Below are 19405 nucleotides of genomic sequence, written 5' to 3' on the forward strand. Positions count from 1 at the left end.
GCTCCTGCGAAGCGGGCGGCATCGTTTGCGCCGCCCGTATTCTACTTTATTTAGCTGCGGTTCTGTCCAGAACAAGATTGAGTTTCAGGACGTTGACCACAGGTTCACCGAGAAAGCCAAGCTCGCGGTCTTCCACTTGCTGCTCGACAATGCCGCGTAGGGCGGCTTCGCTGATGCCCCGCGCCTTGGCGACACGGGGTATCTGATAAAGGGCTGCTTCCGGCGAAATATGCGGGTCGAGACCGCTGGCCGAGGTGGTCACGAGGTCGATAGGGATCGCGGTGTCAGGCGTTGTCTGTTTCAAGGTTTCCGCCTCGCCCTTGATCCGCTCGATCAAAGCGGGATTGGTGGGGCCGAGATTGGAGCCGCCGGAGCTCGATGCATCGTAACCATCCTTGCCTGCGGCGGATGGACGACCGTGGAAATAACGCTCACCGGCAAAATTCTGGCCGATCAGTTCAGAACCGATGACCGTTCCGTCCTTCTCGATCAGGCTGCCATTGGCCTGCTGTGGAAAGATTGCCTGGGCAATGCCGGTCATACCGAGCGGATAGATGAACCCGGTGATGACGGTAAGCGCGACGATCATGACCAATGCGGGACGAAGTTGTTTCAACATGGGTGAAAATCCTTATGCGAGGCCAAGGGCAACGATGGCCATATCGATGGCCTTGATGCCGATGAACGGAACGATGACGCCACCGAGGCCGTAGATGAGCAGGTTACGCGAGAGCAGGGCACCCGCGCCGACAGCCTTGTATTTCACCCCTTTCAGCGAAAGCGGGATCAGCGCCACGATGATGAGCGCGTTGAAGATGATGGCCGAGAGAATGGCGCTTTGCGGCGTGGCAAGGTTCATGATGTTGAGCGCGCCGAGCTGCGGGTAGAACGCCAGAAACATGGCCGGAATGATCGCGAAATATTTCGCGATATCGTTGGCGATGGAGAAGGTCGTCAGCGCGCCGCGCGTCATCAGAAGCTGCTTGCCGATTTCAACGATCTCGATGAGTTTCGTCGGATCGCTGTCGAGATCGACCATATTGCCTGCCTCGCGGGCCGCCACGGTGCCGGTATTCATGGCGACACCCACATCGGCCTGTGCAAGCGCTGGTGCATCATTGGTGCCGTCGCCGCACATGGCGACGAGTTTGCCCTTGGCCTGTTCTTCGCGGATCAGCGCCAGCTTGTTCTCCGGTGTTGCCTGCGCCAGAAAATCATCCACGCCTGCTTCAGCCGCAATTGCCGCTGCCGTCATGGGGTTGTCGCCGGTGATCATCACCGTGCGGATGCCCATGCGCCGCAATTCGGAAAAACGCTCGCGAATACCGCCCTTGACGATATCCTTGAGATGGATGACACCAAGCAGCCTGCCATCCTTGACCACGGCCAGCGGCGTGCCGCCGGATTTTGCAATCGTATCGGCAATGGCTTGCAGTTCGTGAGTGACTTTTTCTTCGGTCGCACGGTTCTGGCCCACATGTTTCAGCACGGCATCCACAGCGCCCTTGCGAATGGACGAGCCGTCGATATCGACACCGCTCATGCGGCTCTGTGCGGTAAAGGGCACGAAAGTCGCATGCAGGTTCTGCATATCGCGACCGCGAATGGCATATTTTTCCTTGGCCAGAACCACGATGGAACGACCTTCCGGCGTTTCATCGGCAAGCGAGGCCAGTTGTGCGGCGTCGGCCAGTTCCTGTTCGCTGATGCCTGTCACCGGCATGAAGGCGGTTGCCTGACGATTGCCGAGCGTGATCGTGCCCGTTTTGTCGAGAAGCAAAGTGTCGACATCACCTGCTGCTTCCACCGCCCGACCCGACATGGCCAGCACATTGAAGCGCACCAGACGGTCCATGCCTGCAATGCCGATGGCTGACAGCAGAGCGCCGATGGTGGTCGGGATCAGCGTTACGAACAAGGCGACAAGCACGATGACCGGGATATAGCCGCCCGCATAGGTCGCGAAGCTTGGAATCGTCACCACGGCCAGAACGAAGATCAGCGTCATGCCTGCCAGCAGGATGTTGAGCGCGATCTCATTCGGGGTTTTCTGGCGCTCGGCGCCCTCCACGAGGCTGATCATCTTGTCGATGAAAGTCGAGCCTTGAGCCGCCGTGATGCGCACCCTGATCCAGTCGGACAGGACTTGTGTGCCGCCGGTGACGGCGGAACGGTCGCCACCGGATTCGCGGATGACAGGTGCGGATTCGCCGGTGATGGCGGCTTCATTGACCGAAGCCACACCCTCGATCACCTCGCCATCGGACGGGATGATGTCGCCCGCTTCGACGAGAACGATATCGCCGACCTTGAGGCTTGTTCCAGCGACGGTTTTGTAATCGGTCTTGCTATCGCCGTTCAGAAGCTTGGCCTGTGTTTCGCTGCGCGTGCGGCGCAGCGATTCCGCCTGTGCCTTGCCGCGCCCTTCGGCAACCGCTTCGGCAAAATTGGCGAACAGCACTGTGAACCAGAGCCACAGCACGATCTGCGACGAAAAGCCGACACTGGCCCCACCGGTCGCGATGTCTTTTGCAAGCAGCACCGTGGTGAGGGCGGAAACGACGGCCACAACGAACATGACCGGGTTTCGGGCGAGGCTTTTCGGGTTCAGTTTGCGGAAGGCATCGCCAACCGCCGGGATAAGGATGCGGGCATCAAGAATGCTCGCGGATTTGGACTGGCTCATAACGAGGCTCCAGTAGATGTTTTGCGAAGCGGACGCTCAGATCAGCCGGATGGCGAGAAACAGGATGAGCATCACGGCAAGGATCGACAGAATGCAACTCGACGGTTTCAGCATCAGAAGGTCTTTCCCTGGACCAAGGCGAGGTGTTCGGCGATCGGTCCCAGCGCCAGCGCAGGGAAGAAGATCAGCCCGCCGACAACCAGAATGACGCCGATCAGCAAGCCCACGAACAAAGGACCATGGGTCGGGAAGGTGCCTGCCGATTGCGGTGCGATCTTCTTGGCGACCAGCGATCCGGCAATGGCCATGGCGGGAACGATGACGAGGAAGCGCCCCATCAGCATGGCAAGGCCGATGGTGATGTTGTACCAGGGCGTGTTGCCGGAGAGTCCGCCGAATGCGGAGCCGTTATTGGCGGTGCCCGACGTATAGGCGTAGAGGATTTCCGAAAAGCCGTGCGGTCCCTGATTGGCAATGGAACTCAAGCCTGCCGGAATGACGGAGGCGATTGCCGTGAAGCCGAGGATCGACAGCGGCAGGCACAGCACGGCCAGCATCGCCATCTTGACTTCCTTGGCCTCAATCTTCTTGCCCAGATATTCAGGCGTGCGACCAACCATCAGGCCAGCAACGAAAATCGCCACGATGACGAACAGGATGATGCCGTAAAAACCTGCACCGACACCGCCGATGATGATTTCGCCGAGCATCATGTTGATCATCGGGATCATACCGCCGAGCGCCATCATGCTGTCATGCATGGCAATGACCGCGCCGCAGGATGCAGCAGTCGTGACCACCGCGAACAGAGAGGACATGGCGATGCCGAAACGTACTTCCTTGCCTTCCATATTCGCGCCGTCGATGCCGAGCGCGTGGATCAGCGGATTGCCCGCAGCTTCTGCCCAATAGCAGATGGCCACGCCTGCAACGAACAGCACGCCCATGGCCGCAAAGATCGCCCAGCCTTGTTTTTCATTACCAACCATACGGCCAAAGACATTGGTCAGCGATGCGCCGATAGCGAATATCGCAACCATCTGGATCATGTTGGAGATGGCGTCGGGGTTTTCAAACGGATGCGCGGAATTGGCGTTGAAGAAGCCGCCGCCATTGGTGCCGAGCATCTTGATTGCCAGCTGCGAGGCAACCGGCCCAAGCGCAATGACCTGCCGCGCGCCTTCCAGCGTCGTGGCCTGCGCATAAGCGCCGAGCGTTTGCGGCACACCGAGTGCGACGAAGGCAAGCGTCATCACGATGCAGATTGGCAGCAGGATATAGAGCGTGCAGCGCGTGAGATCGACCCAGAAATTACCAAGCGTTTTCATTGATTTGCGCGAGAAAGCTCTGATAAGCGCTATCGCGATTGCCACGCCCGTCGCAGCCGAGACGAAGTTCTGCACCGTCAGTCCGGCCATCTGGGTCAGATAGGACATGGTGCTTTCGCCGCCGTAATTCTGCCAGTTGGTATTGGTCACGAAACTGGTGGCAGTGTTGAAGGCGAGGTCGGCGGGCACGTTGCTCATGCCCATGGGGTTGAAGGGCAGCGCGCCCTGAAACCGCTGCATCGCATAAAGCAGAAGAAACCCGGCCAGATTGAACAGCAGCATGGCGGCAGTGTAGCTCGTCCAGTGCTGTTCCTCGCGCTCGCCAGTGCCCGCAAGACGATATAGCCCGCGTTCGACAGGCACGAAAACCCGCGAAAGGAATGTCCGGTCGCCGTTGAAGACACGCGTTATATAGCCGCCAAGCGGCTTTACGAGCAGAATGATGATCCCGCAAAAGACGAGGATCTGTATCCATCCATTGATTGTCATGGTTTTTCCCAAGCCCCTACAGGGCCGCTATTCGCTGGCCGGTCAGAACCGCTCCGGTCGAATGAGCGCATAAAGAAGATAGATCGCGATGAAGATGGCGACCAAAGCGCCAGCGATATATTCGATCAGCATGTTACGTCCTCAAAGCTTTTCGCAGACGCGCAGATAGCCGAAGAGCAGAACGAAGAAGCCGATGCCGATTGCCAGGACGGCGATGTCCATAATGTCGTCCCCTTGCGGGGCTCCCTGTTGTGAAGGCTTTTGCCATGCAGGGATTATGTGACCTTACGGCATAGGGTTTCGAGACAGGGAAACCAGCCGGGATATAAAAATCTCATATAGAAAACGGGACAGAATGCCACGGGTTCGCTGGCTGAAACTTGGTCGAAAATTTTATTAAATCAGTTGGTTGCAGGTATTTATAGAAGGTATCTGGCAAGTCAGATTGAAGCGACTGCCCGGCCTGCCGCCCGCCCGGAGAATATACAGCCGCCAAGAAATGTGCCTTCCAGCGCATTATAGCCGTGATACCCGCCGCCGCCGAATCCGGCAGCTTCGCCTGCCGCATAAAGGCCGGGAACCGGTTCGCCGTCCTCGCCCAGAACTGCCGATTGGAGATTGGTGTGCAGACCGCCCAGCGTCTTGCGGGTCAGAATATGCAGCTTGACGGCAATCAGCGGGCCGTTGGCCGGATCCAGCAGCGCATGAAGCGGTACGGCGCGCGTCAGCCGGTCACCGATATAGGCGCGCGCATTATGGATCGCCATGATCTGCGCGTCCTTCGTGTAACGATTGACCACTTCATGGTCCCGCGCTTCGATCTGGTCGCGAATGCGTCGCACATCGAGCAGTTTCTCACCGCTCAAATTGTTCATGCCTGCGACCAGTTCTTCAATCGTCTTGGCGGTGATGAAATCGGCACCGTTATCGATGAAGGCTTTGACGGGCGGCGGCGGGGCTTTGCCGAGACGACTTTTCAGCAGCAGTTTCCAGCTTTTGCCGGTCAGGTCCGGATTTTGCTCGGAGCCGGACAGTGAAAACTCCTTGCGGATGATCTTCTCGGTCAGAATGAACCAGGAATAATCATAGCCGGTGGAGAGAATGTGCTTGAGTGTGCCGAGCGTGTCGAAACCGGGCAGATAGGGAGCCGGTAGACGGTTGCCGCGCGCATCGAACCACATGGAGGAAGGGCCGGGCAGAATGCGGATGCCATGATTGGGCCAGATCGGGTTCCAGTTGCGCAAACCTTCGGTGTAGTGCCACATGCGATCGGCATTGATGACGTGCCCGCCTGCGTTCACCGCCATATCGATGCCGCGCCCGTCCACATAGGCCGGTACGCCCAGCACCATGTCTTTCGGCGGATTGCCGAGTCTTTCGCGCGGCCATGCCCGGCGCACGCGTTCCGGATCGCCGCCGATGCCGCCGGACGTTACGATAACGTTGTCAGCGCCAAATGCGAATTCGCCGATAACCTCTCGGGAAGTTGGCTGCCCGCGTTCCGCCGTGGAGGGGGCCAGCACTTCACCGAAAACGCCGGTGATGCGTCCGTTCGCGCTGGTGATCTGACTGACACGATGACGGCACTTCAGGGTGACAAGGCCTTTTGTCATTGCATCCCGCAGCCGCTGTTCAAACGGGGCCACGACGCCCGGGCCCGTGCCCCATGTGACGTGAAAACGCGGCACCGAGTTGCCATGCCCGTGGGCGAGTGCGCCGCCGCGTTCGGCCCAGCCGACAACGGGAAACCAGCGCATGCCAAGACTGCGCAGCCATGGGCGCATTTCACCGGTTGCGAATTGCAGATAGGCTTCGGCCCATTTCCGGGGCCAGAGGTCTTCCGGGCGGTCAAATTGTGCTGAGCCAAACCAGTCTTGCGCGGCAAGATCGAAACTGTCCTTGATGCCAAGACGGCGTTGCTCGGGCGTGTCGATCATGAACAGGCCGCCCAGCGACCAGAACGCCTGACCGCCGATGGAGTTTTCGCCTTCCTGTTCCAGAAGGATGACTGTTTTGCCCGCGCTGGTCAGTTCGTTCGCTGCGGCCAAGCCAGCCAACCCCGCGCCGATGATGATCGCATCCGCGTCCGCCATTCGCACAATCTCCCCTCATTTTTGCGCGCATGGTGGCGGAAGCGGAGCCGTCTGGCAAGAACTCTGAAAGCGTCTCAACCAAAGAAATACGGCGTGACCCAATCGGCTATCAGCTTGATGGAAAGCCCGAACAGGGTGAGTTGTACGAGCAGGAAGAAAGGGCCGTCTGGAAGGAGCCGCGTCAGTTTCGCACCTGCAAAAGTGCCGATCACTGCGGAAGGGATCAGCCAGAGTCCCATCGATAGATCGAGATTGGAAAACTGCTGCAACTGCCAGTATGGCACCAGCTTCACGGCATTGACGATGGCAAAAAGGATGGTTGATGTGCCGGCGAAGACCAGCTTTTCCAGATGCTGCGGCAGGACATACATCTGAAACGGCGGCGCGCCGGAATGCGACACGAAGCTGGTAAGGCCGGTGAGAATCCCCCAGAAGACACCGCCCGGAACATCAGCCTTGCGGGCCTTTCGGCGATAGCGTGCGCCGATCCAGGCGTTCAGGCAGAACAGGATGCCGACCAACCCCACCAGCATGCCGATGAAGGTGCTGGAGAGATGCGAGCTGAACAGCCAGCCAATACCGACGCCGACAATGGCTGCGGGCGTGAGAATGGCGAGATTGCGCGCTGAATAATGGTGTCGGTAGAGGTAAAGCCCGAACATGTCGCTGATGACATAGATCGGCAGCAGCAAGGCGGCGGCTGTGACCGGCGAGATGACGAGCGCCATCAGCGGAACGGCGAGCGTGCCGACCGATGGCAGGCCGCCTTTCGACATGCCAACCAGAAATGCCGCCGTGATAGCGACTGCCAGATACAGGGGGGTATGTTCGATCATGCGTCAGCCGCTGTCAGGGATTGGCTCCGGGGCAGAACGACCCGGAGCATTATGGAAGTCGAAGTTTTTGGCTGGAAATCAGGCGTGCGCCCATTCCCAATAGAGACTGCGGGCGTGCCTGGTAACGGCTCCGTATTCCAACTTGCGATCATCAAAGCCAATGATCGGCACAACCTTGCTCATATTGCCGGTTGAGAAAATCTCGTCGGCCTGACGGAAATCCTCGATTTTGAGCGTCGTCTCATGCACCGTCACGCCAGCAGCGCGTAACAACATGATGACGCGCTGGCGCGTGATGCCGTTGAGGAAGGTGCCATTTGGTACCGGCGTGAGGACTTCGCGGCCGCGAACCATGAAGATGTTGGAGGTCGCCGTTTCCGCAACATTGCCCAGCACATCGGTCACGATTGCATTGTGAAAGCCCTTGGCCTTGGCTTCGAGCAGCATGCGTCCATTGTTCGGATAGAGGCAGGCTGCCTTGGCGTTGACCGGCATCACTTCCAGAAAGGGACGACGGAACGAGGTCGTGGTGATGGTGAAGCCTTTAGGCTCGACCATCGGAATGGCTTCGAGGCACAAGGCGAAATCGGTGGAGGAAGCAAGCGGCGCGACCGTGCTGCTGTCGCCTTCTTCGGCCCAGTACATGGGACGGATATAGACATCCGTGCCGGGGGCGAACTTCTTCAGGCCTTCCAGCGCCAGTGCCTCAATGTCATTGGCCGAAAGCGTCGGCTCAAGGCCGAGTGCACGGGCGGAATCATTGGCGCGTGCCGAATGACGGTCGAGGTCCGGCGTGACGCCTTCGAACAGGCGTGCGCCGTCGAACACAGCAGAACCGAGCCAGGTTGCATGCGAGGCCGCGCCCAGAATGCGCACGTCGCCTTCGCGCCACTCGCCCTTGTAATAGGTCCACATTGCCTTCGAGGCGTGCTTGTCGGTCATTTTCCACGTCCTTAATTCGTGAGTCTTTCGACTGTAATCCATGGCACCGGCGAGCGTGGATACGCTGTGACTGCTGCTGATCTGTCGGGGAAGGGCGCAGTAGGCCGGTGAATTGTGATATCGTAGGATTGCTTTTTGAAGGAAACAAGCCAGAAGCGACGACAAGAACAGTTTTTGTCGAGTGAATGCCGTGAAATTGAAAAGCCAGCCGAAGAGGCTGGCTTCTAATGCGGTTTTGGCCGAAAGGTTTAGAACATCGTGTTGTTGTTCTTGGACGTTTCGGGAACAGCCTGGATAACATCCCAGTGCTCGACGATCTTGCCGTTATCAACACGGAAAATATCGACGATGGCGCGGCCGCGGTCTGCTTCATTCATTTTCGATTGAAGATGAATGAAGACCAGATCACCATCCGTGGCACTACGCACAATGCGTGCGGTCGCCTTCGGGTTGTCCTTGAAGCGCTGGGTGAAGAACTTCACGAAAGGCGCTTTGCCGTCCGGTACACCCGGATTGTGCTGGATGTAGTTCTCGGCCAGCACTTCGGAGTATTTTTCCACTTCATGCTTGTTGAAGACACCATCGTAAAATTCCAGCACGATTTTGCGGTTGGCTTCTTCCTTGGCGATGTCGCGTGTTTCTTGCGCAAGCGACGGTGCCGACACGGAAACCGCGCCGATAAGAGTGGCGATGAAAGCGGCATGCATGGAGTGTTTCAACACAGAAAGCCTCGTTCATTTGTTGGGAGGGGGCAGTTCACTTTTGCGCCAGAGACTGATGAAGCTTTTGACCGCCTCATTGACCAGTTCCTGATTACGCTCTTCGTCCGGCGCGGCAGTTCCAAGAAGCAGGCGGGGAAAGAGAAATCCGCTGATGCTGCCTAGAAACAGCATCGCCTGCACTTCAGGGTTCGCGACCTGGAATTCACCGGTTTTCGTCTTCGCTTCAAGATAAGCGGTTAGACTGCTCAGGACCTGACCGGTCCTGTCCGATCTCAGGCTGGTGCCGATTTCGGGAATTTCTTCCACGGCCTGAAGCATGGCGCGCAACAGCTTCGCCATTTCCAGGTCCAGAAAATTATCCGCCACGATCCGTCCGATCACAGGCAGGAGGATTTCAGGTTTCGCTCCCCAAGGAGCATTATCGAGACGGGCGTGGATTTTATTGCGGATGTCGTCAAAGGCGGTTTTCAGCAAAACCTGCTTGCTGCCAAAGCGATTATAAAGCGTCTGGCGCGTCAGACCAGCTTCGGCAGCGATCAACTCAAGGCTGACCGCAGAGCCGTGCTCCGACAGCATTTTTCTTGTCGCATCAAGCACCGTTTCGGTGCTCACATTCATTTTCTTGTCCACGCTTTTCAGTCCCTCCCCAATGCCCTCTGTTAGCCAAGAGTCTGACATTACAGAAGATTAATTTTACTTTACTGTAAAGTAAAATATTTTGAAAGCTAATATTTGACTCTCGCCCTGTTTGATCCGTTCGCGTGTCCCGCTGCGGAAACTCATGGCCCGACCCGATGAAAGGCTAGCATATGAAACTTAGGAAACGAGGTATACTAGTTCTTGTATTGGGGCTGGTGCTGATTGCAGCTTTTTTTGCATGGCGTGGCACGCAAAAAACATCCGCTGAGACGACGGCGTCGATTGCTCCCGTTCAGGCCAATGCCGCAGTGGTGGAAGCTGCGGCGGTGCAAACGCGCGATCTGGACAGCATCATCTCGGCAGTTGGCAGTTTGCGCGCGAAGGAATCGGTAACGCTGGCCTCGGAAATCAGCGGTCGGGTGGACAAGATTCTGTTTCAGGAAGGCCAGCGCGTTGAGGCTGGCAGCGTTCTGTTTCAGCTGGATACCTCCATTCTGGATGCTTCCGTTCAATCGGCCCGTGCGGCCAATGTTCTTGCCCGGTCGACTTTCGAACGCACCGAAGCCCTGTCGAAGCGCGGGATCAGCGCAACACAGGCTTTGGAAGAAGCGGAAGCGAACCTGCGTAATACGGAAGCGGCTCTGGCGCTTGCCGAAGCACAGCTCGCACAGACTTCTATCAAGGCGCCGTTTCACGGTGTTGTCGGTCTGCGTTCGGTCAGTGTGGGCGCTTATGTAACTGCGGGTACGACCAATCTTGCCAAGCTCGATCAGATCGATCCATTGGTGGCAGAGTTTTCCTTGCCGGAAGTCGCGCTGGCGAATATTTCGCCCGAGCAGCGGGTTTCGGTGATAGCCGACGCACTGCCAGACCAGCCGTTTCAGGGGCAGGTCTATGCCATCGAGCCTTCCGTCGATGAAACAGGCCGCTCTATTCGCATGCGCGCCTTGATCGCCAATCCCGATCTGAAATTGCGGCCGGGGCTTTTCGTGCGCGTCAATGTCACGACAGGCACCAAGGCAGATGCCCTGCTGGTGCCGGAAAGCGCCATTGTGCCAAGCGGTGAAACCCAGACTGTCTATCGCATCAATGCGGACGATACGGTCGAGGTGGTCACGGTCACGTTGGGGCAACGGCTTGACGGACTGGTCGAGATTGTCACTGGCCTCGATAAGGATGCGCGTGTCGTGACGGCCGGTCAGCAGAAGTTGCAAACAGGAACCAAAATCCGTGTTCAGGATGCAACTGGGGAGGGGTCGGTCTGATGTCCATATGGGAAATGTGTGTCCGCCGACCGGTCTTCGCTACGGTCCTTAGTCTTGTTCTGGTGCTGCTCGGCATCGTGTCCTATGAGCGGCTGAGCACCCGCGAATATCCCGATGTCGAAGAACCGACAGTTTCCGTTTCCACCACCTATTCCGGCGCTAATGCCGAAATTGTGGAAAGTCAGGTCACGCAGGTTCTTGAAACACAGCTCTCCGGTATTGCCGGCATTGATGTGGTGTCATCGACAAGCCGCGCTGAAACCAGCGCCATCACAGTGCGCTTTACACTTGGCACCGATCCTGAAGTGGCCGCTGCCGAAGTGCGCGACCGTGTGTCCCGCGCAAGACGGAATCTCCCCGATGAGATTGACGAGCCGATTGTCGCCAAGGTGGAAGCGGATGCGCAGCCCATCATGTATGTGGCTTTTACAAGCGACCGCCATTCCGGCCTTGAAATTACCGATGTTCTCAATCGAACTGTTGTTGACCGCATCCAGAATTTGCCCGGTGTCTCGGAAGCCCGCATTCTCGGCGCGCGCGAATATGCAATGCGTGTCTGGATCGATGCGCGCAAGCTGGCGGGTTACGGTCTGACGGTTCAGGATGTCGAAACGGCGCTTGAAAGCCAGAATGTCGAGGTACCTGCTGGGCGTATCGAAAGCAAGGATCGGGAGTTTACGCTTCTCGCCAATACGGCGCTGACGACGCCCGAAGAATTTGCCGACATCATCATCAATGTCGTGAACGGTTATCCGGTGCGCCTGCGTGATATAGGGCGAACCGAACTGGGTGCAGCCGACGAGCGGCAGGCAACCTTCAAGGAAGGCGAAACAGCCGTCTCGATTGGTGTGGTGAAACAGGCGACCGCCAATCCGCTTGAAGTTGCCAATGCCGTGCGCGCCGTGCTGCCGACCATTCAGGAAAGTTTGCCAACCGGAATGAAGGCGGATGTCACCTATGATACGTCGATCTTCATCGATCGCTCGATCGAGGCTGTGTTCCACACGATTGGCGAGGCGATTGTTCTCGTCATCATGGTGATTTTCTTCTTCCTGCGTTCGGTGCGCGCAAGCCTTATTCCCATCGTGACGATACCAGTTTCGCTGATCACAACGCTGGCAATCATGTTTGCTTTCGGCTTCAGTATCAACACACTGACGCTGCTCGCCATGGTGCTGGCCATTGGTCTGGTGGTGGACGATGCTATCGTCGTGCTGGAAAATGTGCACAGGCGCATTGAGGAGGGCGAAACCCCGGTGCAGGCAGCCATTGCCGGAACGGGAGAAATCGCCTTTGCCGTCATCGCGATGACGCTTACGCTGGCGGCTGTCTATGTGCCGATTGCATTCACCGAAGGCCGAACCGGGCAATTGTTCATCGAGTTTGCCCTGACGCTCGCTGGCGCGGTGCTGGTTTCCGGCTTCGTGGCGCTGACTTTGACGCCCATGATGTGTGGCAAGCTGTTGCGTCACAATGAAAATCAGGGTCGGATATCACGCGCTCTGGAAGGATTTCTTGATCGTCTCAACGAGCACTACCGGCGCGTGCTGGGGCTCGCCATGCGCAACAAGCTGATTGTGTTGGCTGGCGCTGCGGCAACTGCGGTTCTGGCGGGGTTCCTTTATGTCAATCTGCCAAGTGAACTTGCTCCGGTTGAGGACCGTGGGGTCATTCGTATGGCAGGCACGTCTCCGGAAGGTTCAACGCTTCAATTTACGGAACGCTACGGCAAGACCGCTGAAGAAATCATGGCCAGCATTCCTGAGGTCAGCACGTATTTCTCGGTTTATGGCGCACAGCAGGTTACCGGTTTTGGTGCGTTCGGTCTGCTGAAAGACTGGGATGAGCGAGACCGCAGCCAGCAGGAAATCATTCGCTCCATTAGTCCGGAGATGAGCGCCATTCCGGGTATGCGCGCCTTCGGGTTCAATATGCCATCCCTGACGACGACGCGCGGCAGTGGAGCCGGGGCCAACAACCCGGTTCAGTTTGTGATCCAGTCTTCGTCCAGCTACGAGGACCTCAATAAGCTCGCAACCGCGTTTGTTGAGAAAATCAAGGAGAACCCCGGTCTGGTGAATGTTGAATCGAACCTCGATCTCAACAAACCACGCATGGAAATCAACATGAACCGCGAGAAGATCCGCGAGGCAGGTCTGCAGGTTTCGGATGTTGGCCATACGCTGGAAACGATGTTCGGCAGCCGTCAGGTTACGCGCATCGACCGGGATGGCGAACAATCGGATGTCCTTGTCCAGCTTGACGCCAGCGACCGCGCCACGCCGGATTCCATCAATATCGTCAACGTGCGGGGCTCGTCCGGGCAGCTTATCCCGCTGTCCAATCTCGTAACCGTCAAGGAAAGTGTTGAACCAGCCAATCTCTATCGTTTCAACCGGCTGCGCTCGGCGACGATCAGCGCTGGTCTGTCTCCCGATTATTCACTGGGCGAGGCGCTGACTTATCTGCAAAGCACGGCGAATGAGATGTTCCCAACCTATGCCCAGTATGATCTGGAAGGGGAATCTCGCGATTTCACCAGTTCCAATTCGAGCATTTTGTTCGTGTTCGGTCTGGCCATTCTGTTCATCTATCTGGTTCTCGCGGCGCAGTTTGAAAGCTTTGTCAGCCCGTTCATCATTCTGCTCACGGTTCCGCTCTCGATTGCTGGGGCCTTGCTCGCGCTGTGGTTTGCGGGGGCGAGCATGAATGTCTACAGCCAGATCGGTCTGGTCACGCTGGTCGGGCTTATCACCAAGCACGGCATTCTGATTGTCGAATTTGCCAATCATATGCGTGACCAGGGGCGCGACATCGCCGATGCGGTGATGGAAGCTGCGGTGATGCGTCTGCGCCCGATCCTCATGACGACAGGGGCTATGGTGCTTGGCGCCATTCCGCTTGCCGTTGCAACCGGTGCTGGCGCGCAAAGCCGTCAGGCTATCGGCTGGGTGATTGTCGGCGGCATGTCCTTCGGCACCTTGTTGACGCTCTTCGTGGTGCCGGTCGTCTACAGTCTTGTGGCGCGCAAGGCTGCCGCTCCGCAGGAGGAACATAAGGCCGTTCCAGCGAAGACTGTGCAGTCCTAAGCTGGAACTCAGGCAATATAGACCGCTGCGCCGCCCATCATACCGGCGCCCGCAGCGGTCAGCAGAAGCGTTTCGCCTTCTGCAAAAGGTCGCGATGCATTGGCGATCGAGAGCGACAGTGGAATGGTTGCGGCGGAGGAATTGCCGTAGGTCGCGATTGTCCGCACCGTTTTAGCCGGATTGATATCGAGATTATGCGCAACGGCATCGAACATGCGCGCATTGGCCTGATGCGGCACAAAACAGTCGATATGTGCGGCTTCGACGCCTGCCTTTTCCAGCGCATTTCTGGAGGTGGTCGTCATCAAATCGACCGCACGGGAAAACACGTCGCGACCATTTTGCATCGACATCAAAAATTGCTCCGGCGCACTGTCGGGCGAGAATGGCTGGTTGCTGCCGCCGGACGGGATTGAAATCAGGTCATAGCCGCTTCCGTCTGAAGACAGATCGGCAGATAGAACCCCTCGCTGTGGGTTCGTATCTGGCGCAAGCACGACTGCTCCTGCTGCATCGGCAAAGAGGACGGTGCTTGCGCGCTCAGCCGGGTTGATGCGGCGGCTTAGAATGTTGGCCGCAACCACAAGCACAGGGCGGTTATGTGTGCGGACAAAGCTGTCTGCGAGGGTAAGCGCATAGAGAAAGCCCGCGCAAGCGCCCGCCATGTCTATAGCGCCAGACCGGGCAAGTCCGAGCTTATGCGCCAGCAACGGCGCTGACGGCGGCAGCAGATGATCCGGCGTCGATGTTGCAAGCAAAGTCAGCGCGACGTCTTCGCGGGCAATGGCGGCATTATCGAGCGCCATATCTCCGGCCATGGCTGCAAGCCCGCTCAAAGTTTCGCCTTCACCTGCCCAATAGCGTGAGCGAATGCCCGTGCGTCGTTCGATCCAGCCCGGTTCCAGACCGAGCTGTTGTTCGATCTCACAGTTCTCGACGCAGCGTTCGGGGACCGCATGACCGAAACCGACCATGCGGGAGGAGCGGCAAAGGCTCATTGCGGTTGCCCCGTCACGATGGATGCCACTTCGTCAATCGCGTCGTAAATGTGGGCCAGTTCGGTGCTGGTCACGCAATAGGGCGGCATCAGATAAAGCACATTGCCAAGCGGGCGGATCAGCAAGTTGCGCTCACGAAACAGTTTCCGCATGTGCTGGCCGATTTCTGCGAGATAGCCGCCAGAGGGCACGACAACGTCAAGCGCTGCAATCGTTCCCGCCTGCCGGATATTCGTGAAGCGCCGGTCGCCTGCAAATCGTGTCAGATTGTGTTCGTGAAACTCCTCGATGGACCGAATGCGGCTGAGCACTGGTTCTTGTCGCCAGACTTCCAGATTGGCGACGGCGGCGGCGCAGGCAATGGGGTTGGCCGTGTAGGAGCTTGAGTGAAAGAAGGTCTTGCGGCGGTCGGTTGAAAGATGCGCATCGAAGATCGCCGAGGTGCAAAGCGTTGCGGCCAACGGCAGCGCTCCGCCGGTTAGTCCCTTGGATACGCACATAATATCCGGTGTGATGCGCGCCTGTTCGCAGGCAAACAAAGTTCCGGTTCGCCCCCAGCCGGTCATCACTTCATCGGCAATCAGCAGGCAGCCAAACCGCTCCGCGATCTCTTTGAGTGCTGTCAGCAGAGCCGGGCGATAGGTTTTCATGCCGCCCGCGCCGAGAATGAGCGGTTCGATCAGCAATGCCGCCACGCGGCCTGACCTGCAATGGTCCTCGAACATGTCGAGCGTGCGCTGTTCGTTGCCCTTTTCCGGAAAGGACAACCGGCCGACGCCAAACAGCAAAGGTTCGTAGGCGGCATTGAAAACGCCGCGCTCGCCGGTGGACATGGTGCCGATGGTATCGCCATGATAGCCGTGCTCCATCACCACGATACGGTCGCGCGTCTGGCAAGTATTGTAAAAATAGCCCAGTGCCATTTTCAGCGCGACTTCCACTGCCGTCGAACCGCTGTCCGAATAGAAGACGTGATGCAGGCCGGGCGGCGCGATTTCAATCAGCCCTTCGGCTAGTTGTTCGGCAGGCGCGTGGGAATATTCGGCAAAGATGATCTGATCGAAGCTCTCCGTCGCGCTGCGGATCACCTGCATGATTTCCGGGTGCCGATGGCCATGGGTGATGACCCACCAGGAGGAGATTGCATCGAGGATACGCTTGCCGCTTTCGTCGATCAGATAAGCGCCCTCCGTCGATACGATGCGTTGCATCTCCGGTTCCAGCGCGTGCTGGGTGAAGGGGTGCCAGACCGATTGTCGCTTCATGCCCACACCTCCGCGAAACTGCTTAGATCAAAGCTGTCCTCAAAGGCTTGTCGCAACGCGCTTCCTGCTGGGTCGGGCAGGAACGGCAGGCGACCAAGAATGCGCACGCCGCTCATTTTCGCGATGATGCGCTGGGTTTCTATATTCTCGTCACCGATGAAGGCGATGCCGCATAGGGGCGTGCGCCGATGCTTCAGCGCTTCGACGGACAGGAGCGTGTGATTGATCGTTCCGAGATTGGTGCGGGCGCAGAGAATGACCGGAATTTGCCACCGGGCGAATATATCGGCAAAAACCAGATCGTCCGAGAGCGGCACAAGCAAGCCGCCTGCGCCTTCTATGACCAGCGGGCCGTCCGTAGCGGGCACGGCGAATGCATCGGCGGCAATCGCCTTGCCGTCCAGCGCTGCCGACTGATGCGGCGAAAGCGGTGCAGAAAGCTTGTAGACTTCCGACAAGATGCGGCTTTGAGGCAGGCCGACAAGCCGGGCGACCGCCTGACTATCGGTTTCCTCGTCCAGACCGGATTGCACCGGCTTCCAGTAGTAGCCGTCGAGGGCGGCGGTGAGGGCGGCTGAAAAGACCGTCTTGCCGATGCCGGTATCCGTGCCGGAGACGACGAAGCGCGTTGTCATGGTCTGTCTTTTCCCATTGCAATAGAAAGCCGGTCGAACATTTGACGGACCTGGCTTTCACTGACATTAAGCGTGATGGATAGTCTGAGCCGTGCGGTTCCTTCCGGCACAGTCGGAGGGCGGATCGCCCGTATATCGAACCCCTCGGCGCGCATCGCTTCGGCAATACGCATGGCGCGAAAATTGTCACCGATCAGGATCGGCATGATATGCGAGCCGCTCGGCCTGAGGCCCAGAAGCGAAGTCGCGAGCGCCCCGGCAAGGCCGGTCAGGTCTCGCAATTGCTGGCGACGCTCTGGCTCGTCGGCAATCATGCGCAATGCCTCACGCACACCCGCCGCCATCAAGGGCGACGGCGCGGTCGAATAGATGAAGTTGCGGGCGCGGTTGACCAGATAGTCGCCAAGTATGGCGGGCAATTGCAGCAGCGCGCCGGACAAGCCCATCGCCTTGCCGCATGTGTGCAGCACCAGCACATTGTCGCGATTTTTGATATTTGCCGCCAGTCCACGTCCTTGCGGGCCATAAATGCCGGTGGCATGGGCTTCATCGATCACAAGAAATCCATCGTGACGGTTTGCCAGTTCGGCCAGTTCCGCGATGGGGGCGGTATCACCATCCATGGAATAGAGGCTTTCAACGGCAATCCACGGGTGTCCTTTGCCGCCCTTGCGCCGCCAGTCGCTGATGGCGGCGTCGAAAGCGCCGACATCATTGTGCTTTGCAAAAACGGTATCTGCCTTGCTGGATGCAATGCCCGCGTGAACGCTGGCATGGATCAGCGCGTCACAGACAATCAGGTCGCCGCGCTGTGGCAGGGTCGCAAACAGCGCCGTATTGGCCGCGAAACCACTGCCGAAATACAGCACTTTCTCTGCGTCGAAGAAGGCAGCAGCTTCGGCTTCAAGCGCTTCATGCTCGATATGGTTGCCACGCAACAGCCGCGATCCGCCCGCGCCAACCGGAACACGGCTGTCGAGCGCGGCAACGATAGCGGCCTTGAGGCGCGGTGAATTGGCGAGACCCAGATAGTCGTTTGACGTGAAGTCGATACCCTTCTGCGGGGAGAGGGCGCGCAAACGAGACTTCCGCTCAAGACCGTTCAGTGTCGTCTGATAACGGGCAAGGGACGGGTTGCTCAACGCAATTGCTCCAGGGTCATCGGCTTGAGGCCGAGCCGCCGGAAAAGCGCGCTGTCGTGATCTTCGCCGGGATTGTCGGCAGTCAGCAGCGTGTCGCCGACAAAGATCGAATTGGCTCCGGCAAAGAAGCAAAGCGCCTGCATTTCATCGCTCATATCGGTGCGCCCGGCGGAAAGCCGCACATAGGATGTCGGCATGAGAATCCGGGCCAGCGCGATGGTGCGTATAAAATCGAACGGGTCGATAGGCTCGGCATTGGCAAGGCGCGATCCGGGAATAGGGATCAGCATATTGATTGGCACGCTTTCGGGCGGTGTTGGCAAATTGGCCAGCGTGACCAACATCGAAATGCGGTCGTCTACGGTTTCGCCCATGCCGAGAATGCCACCTGCACAGACCTTGATTCCTGCATCGCGGACATTCGCCAGTGTTTCCAGCCGGTCTGCAAAAGTCCGGGTGGTGATGATCTCGGGATAAAACCGCTCCGACGTGTCGATGTTATGGTTGTAATAATCGAGTCCGGCGTCGGAAAGGCGTGACGATTGTTCGAGCGACAGCATGCCAAGCGTCATGCAGGTTTCCATGCCCATTGCCTTGACGCCCTCGACCATCGCGACAAGCATGTCCATGTCGCGGTCCTTGGGGCTGCGCCAGGCGGCCCCCATGCAATAGCGCGTAGCGCCGCCCTCCCGCGCCTTGCGCGCTTCGGACAGTACGCGCTCGACTTCCATCAGTTTGGAAGCCTTCAATCCGGTCGGATAATGCGCCGACTGGCTGCAATAGCCGCAATCCTCCGCACAGCCGCCCGTCTTGATCGAAAGCAGCCTGCTCATCTGAATGGCGTCGGGATCGAAATGCTGCCGGTGAATTTCCTGCGCGCGGAAGACGAGCTGAATGAATGGCAAATTATAGATAATTTTTGCAAGATTGAGCGACTCATTTTGTTGCTCGCTTGAATCGGCGTCCCGTTTTTCGCTAATTATCTCATTAATCTCAATCATATAGCTACCTATCCTATTTTTAATAGATATAATTCTTGAATTATCTATATTTTATGTGAGCGCAATCGCGCAAGTCGCTAATGATTGTAGGTGAAAGCAGCTGTGGGGATTTAGCGAAGATGGGACGGTTCGTGGGAAGGCGGGATCCCTACCCACGAGAGGCTTCCGAGGCATGAGGCCCAAAATTTCGATGTAAGGGAGAGAGGACGTGGGGGCTGTTCTGCGAACCGCCTAAACAGGCCGAAACTGAAAATCCCCGCGCATTGCCGCGCGGG

16 protein-coding genes are annotated in these 19405 nt (G+C 57.9%); 2 read left to right on the forward strand and 14 right to left on the reverse strand.

Annotation, left to right across the window (positions count from 1 at the left end; all coding sequences use genetic code 11):
* Positions 1 to 46: 46 nt before the first annotated feature.
* The 9 genes from kdpC to FHW00_RS03110 form a co-directional block, all read right to left on the reverse strand.
* Entirely contained in the window at positions 47 to 619 is a 573-nt protein-coding gene (gene kdpC, locus FHW00_RS03070; RefSeq protein WP_078336838.1) for a potassium-transporting ATPase subunit KdpC, read from the reverse strand.
* Positions 620 to 631: 12 nt separating this feature from the next.
* Entirely contained in the window at positions 632 to 2686 is a 2055-nt protein-coding gene (gene kdpB, locus FHW00_RS03075; RefSeq protein ID WP_078336839.1) for a potassium-transporting ATPase subunit KdpB, read from the reverse strand.
* Between the two features lie 113 nt (positions 2687 to 2799).
* Positions 2800 to 4503: a potassium-transporting ATPase subunit KdpA gene (kdpA, locus tag FHW00_RS03080; RefSeq protein WP_078336840.1), complete on the reverse strand. Its 1704-nt coding sequence runs from the start codon at positions 4501 to 4503 to the stop codon at positions 2800 to 2802.
* 42 nt (positions 4504 to 4545) lie between these two features.
* On the reverse strand, positions 4546 to 4635 hold the full coding sequence (kdpF, locus tag FHW00_RS03085) for a K(+)-transporting ATPase subunit F (RefSeq protein ID WP_078336841.1): 90 nt from the start codon (positions 4633 to 4635) through the stop codon (positions 4546 to 4548).
* A gap of 308 nt (positions 4636 to 4943) precedes the next feature.
* Positions 4944 to 6596: an FAD-binding dehydrogenase gene (locus FHW00_RS03090; protein ID WP_078336842.1), complete on the reverse strand. Its 1653-nt coding sequence runs from the start codon at positions 6594 to 6596 to the stop codon at positions 4944 to 4946.
* A 74-nt stretch (positions 6597 to 6670) separates the two neighbouring features.
* Positions 6671 to 7432, reverse strand: coding sequence for a sulfite exporter TauE/SafE family protein (locus FHW00_RS03095; protein ID WP_078336843.1), 762 nt, complete (start codon positions 7430 to 7432; stop codon positions 6671 to 6673).
* 78 nt (positions 7433 to 7510) lie between these two features.
* A complete protein-coding gene (locus FHW00_RS03100) occupies positions 7511 to 8374 on the reverse strand; it encodes a branched-chain amino acid aminotransferase (protein ID WP_078336844.1) in 864 nt (287 codons plus the stop codon).
* 248 nt (positions 8375 to 8622) lie between these two features.
* Positions 8623 to 9081, reverse strand: coding sequence for a nuclear transport factor 2 family protein (locus tag FHW00_RS03105; RefSeq protein ID WP_078336845.1), 459 nt, complete (start codon positions 9079 to 9081; stop codon positions 8623 to 8625).
* A gap of 27 nt (positions 9082 to 9108) precedes the next feature.
* Positions 9109 to 9726: a TetR/AcrR family transcriptional regulator gene (locus FHW00_RS03110; protein WP_182514634.1), complete on the reverse strand. Its 618-nt coding sequence runs from the start codon at positions 9724 to 9726 to the stop codon at positions 9109 to 9111.
* Positions 9727 to 9905: 179 nt separating this feature from the next.
* Here FHW00_RS03110 and FHW00_RS03115 point away from each other — a divergent pair, with 179 nt between their 5' ends.
* Positions 9906 to 11000: an efflux RND transporter periplasmic adaptor subunit gene (locus FHW00_RS03115; RefSeq protein ID WP_078336847.1), complete on the forward strand. Its 1095-nt coding sequence runs from the start codon at positions 9906 to 9908 to the stop codon at positions 10998 to 11000.
* On the forward strand, positions 11000 to 14089 hold the full coding sequence (locus FHW00_RS03120) for an efflux RND transporter permease subunit (protein ID WP_078336848.1): 3090 nt from the start codon (positions 11000 to 11002) through the stop codon (positions 14087 to 14089). The genes FHW00_RS03115 and FHW00_RS03120 overlap by 1 nt, the downstream gene beginning before the upstream one ends.
* Before the next feature lie 8 nt (positions 14090 to 14097).
* On the opposite strand, the gene FHW00_RS03125 is transcribed toward FHW00_RS03120, so the two are convergent.
* From FHW00_RS03125 to bioB, 5 genes are read right to left on the reverse strand one after another with little or no spacing between them, the layout of a single operon-like run.
* Entirely contained in the window at positions 14098 to 15087 is a 990-nt protein-coding gene (locus FHW00_RS03125; protein ID WP_078336849.1) for a beta-ketoacyl-ACP synthase III, read from the reverse strand.
* Positions 15084 to 16352: an adenosylmethionine--8-amino-7-oxononanoate transaminase gene (locus FHW00_RS03130; RefSeq protein WP_078336850.1), complete on the reverse strand. Its 1269-nt coding sequence runs from the start codon at positions 16350 to 16352 to the stop codon at positions 15084 to 15086. The genes FHW00_RS03125 and FHW00_RS03130 overlap by 4 nt, the downstream gene beginning before the upstream one ends.
* Positions 16349 to 16987, reverse strand: coding sequence for a dethiobiotin synthase (bioD, locus tag FHW00_RS03135; RefSeq protein WP_078336851.1), 639 nt, complete (start codon positions 16985 to 16987; stop codon positions 16349 to 16351). Before bioD ends, FHW00_RS03130 begins: the two co-directional genes overlap by 4 nt.
* Positions 16984 to 18129 (reverse strand): 8-amino-7-oxononanoate synthase, encoded by a 1146-nt coding sequence (locus FHW00_RS03140; RefSeq protein ID WP_078336852.1) that lies wholly within the window; start codon positions 18127 to 18129, stop codon positions 16984 to 16986. The genes bioD and FHW00_RS03140 overlap by 4 nt, the downstream gene beginning before the upstream one ends.
* On the reverse strand, positions 18126 to 19130 hold the full coding sequence (gene bioB / locus FHW00_RS03145; RefSeq protein ID WP_078336853.1) for a biotin synthase BioB: 1005 nt from the start codon (positions 19128 to 19130) through the stop codon (positions 18126 to 18128). The genes FHW00_RS03140 and bioB overlap by 4 nt, the downstream gene beginning before the upstream one ends.
* Between the last annotated feature and the right edge of the window lie 275 nt (positions 19131 to 19405).

Origin of the sequence: Ochrobactrum sp. P6BSIII (assembly GCF_014138065.1) — a bacterium.
In the GTDB taxonomy this organism is placed as follows: domain Bacteria; phylum Pseudomonadota; class Alphaproteobacteria; order Rhizobiales; family Rhizobiaceae; genus Brucella.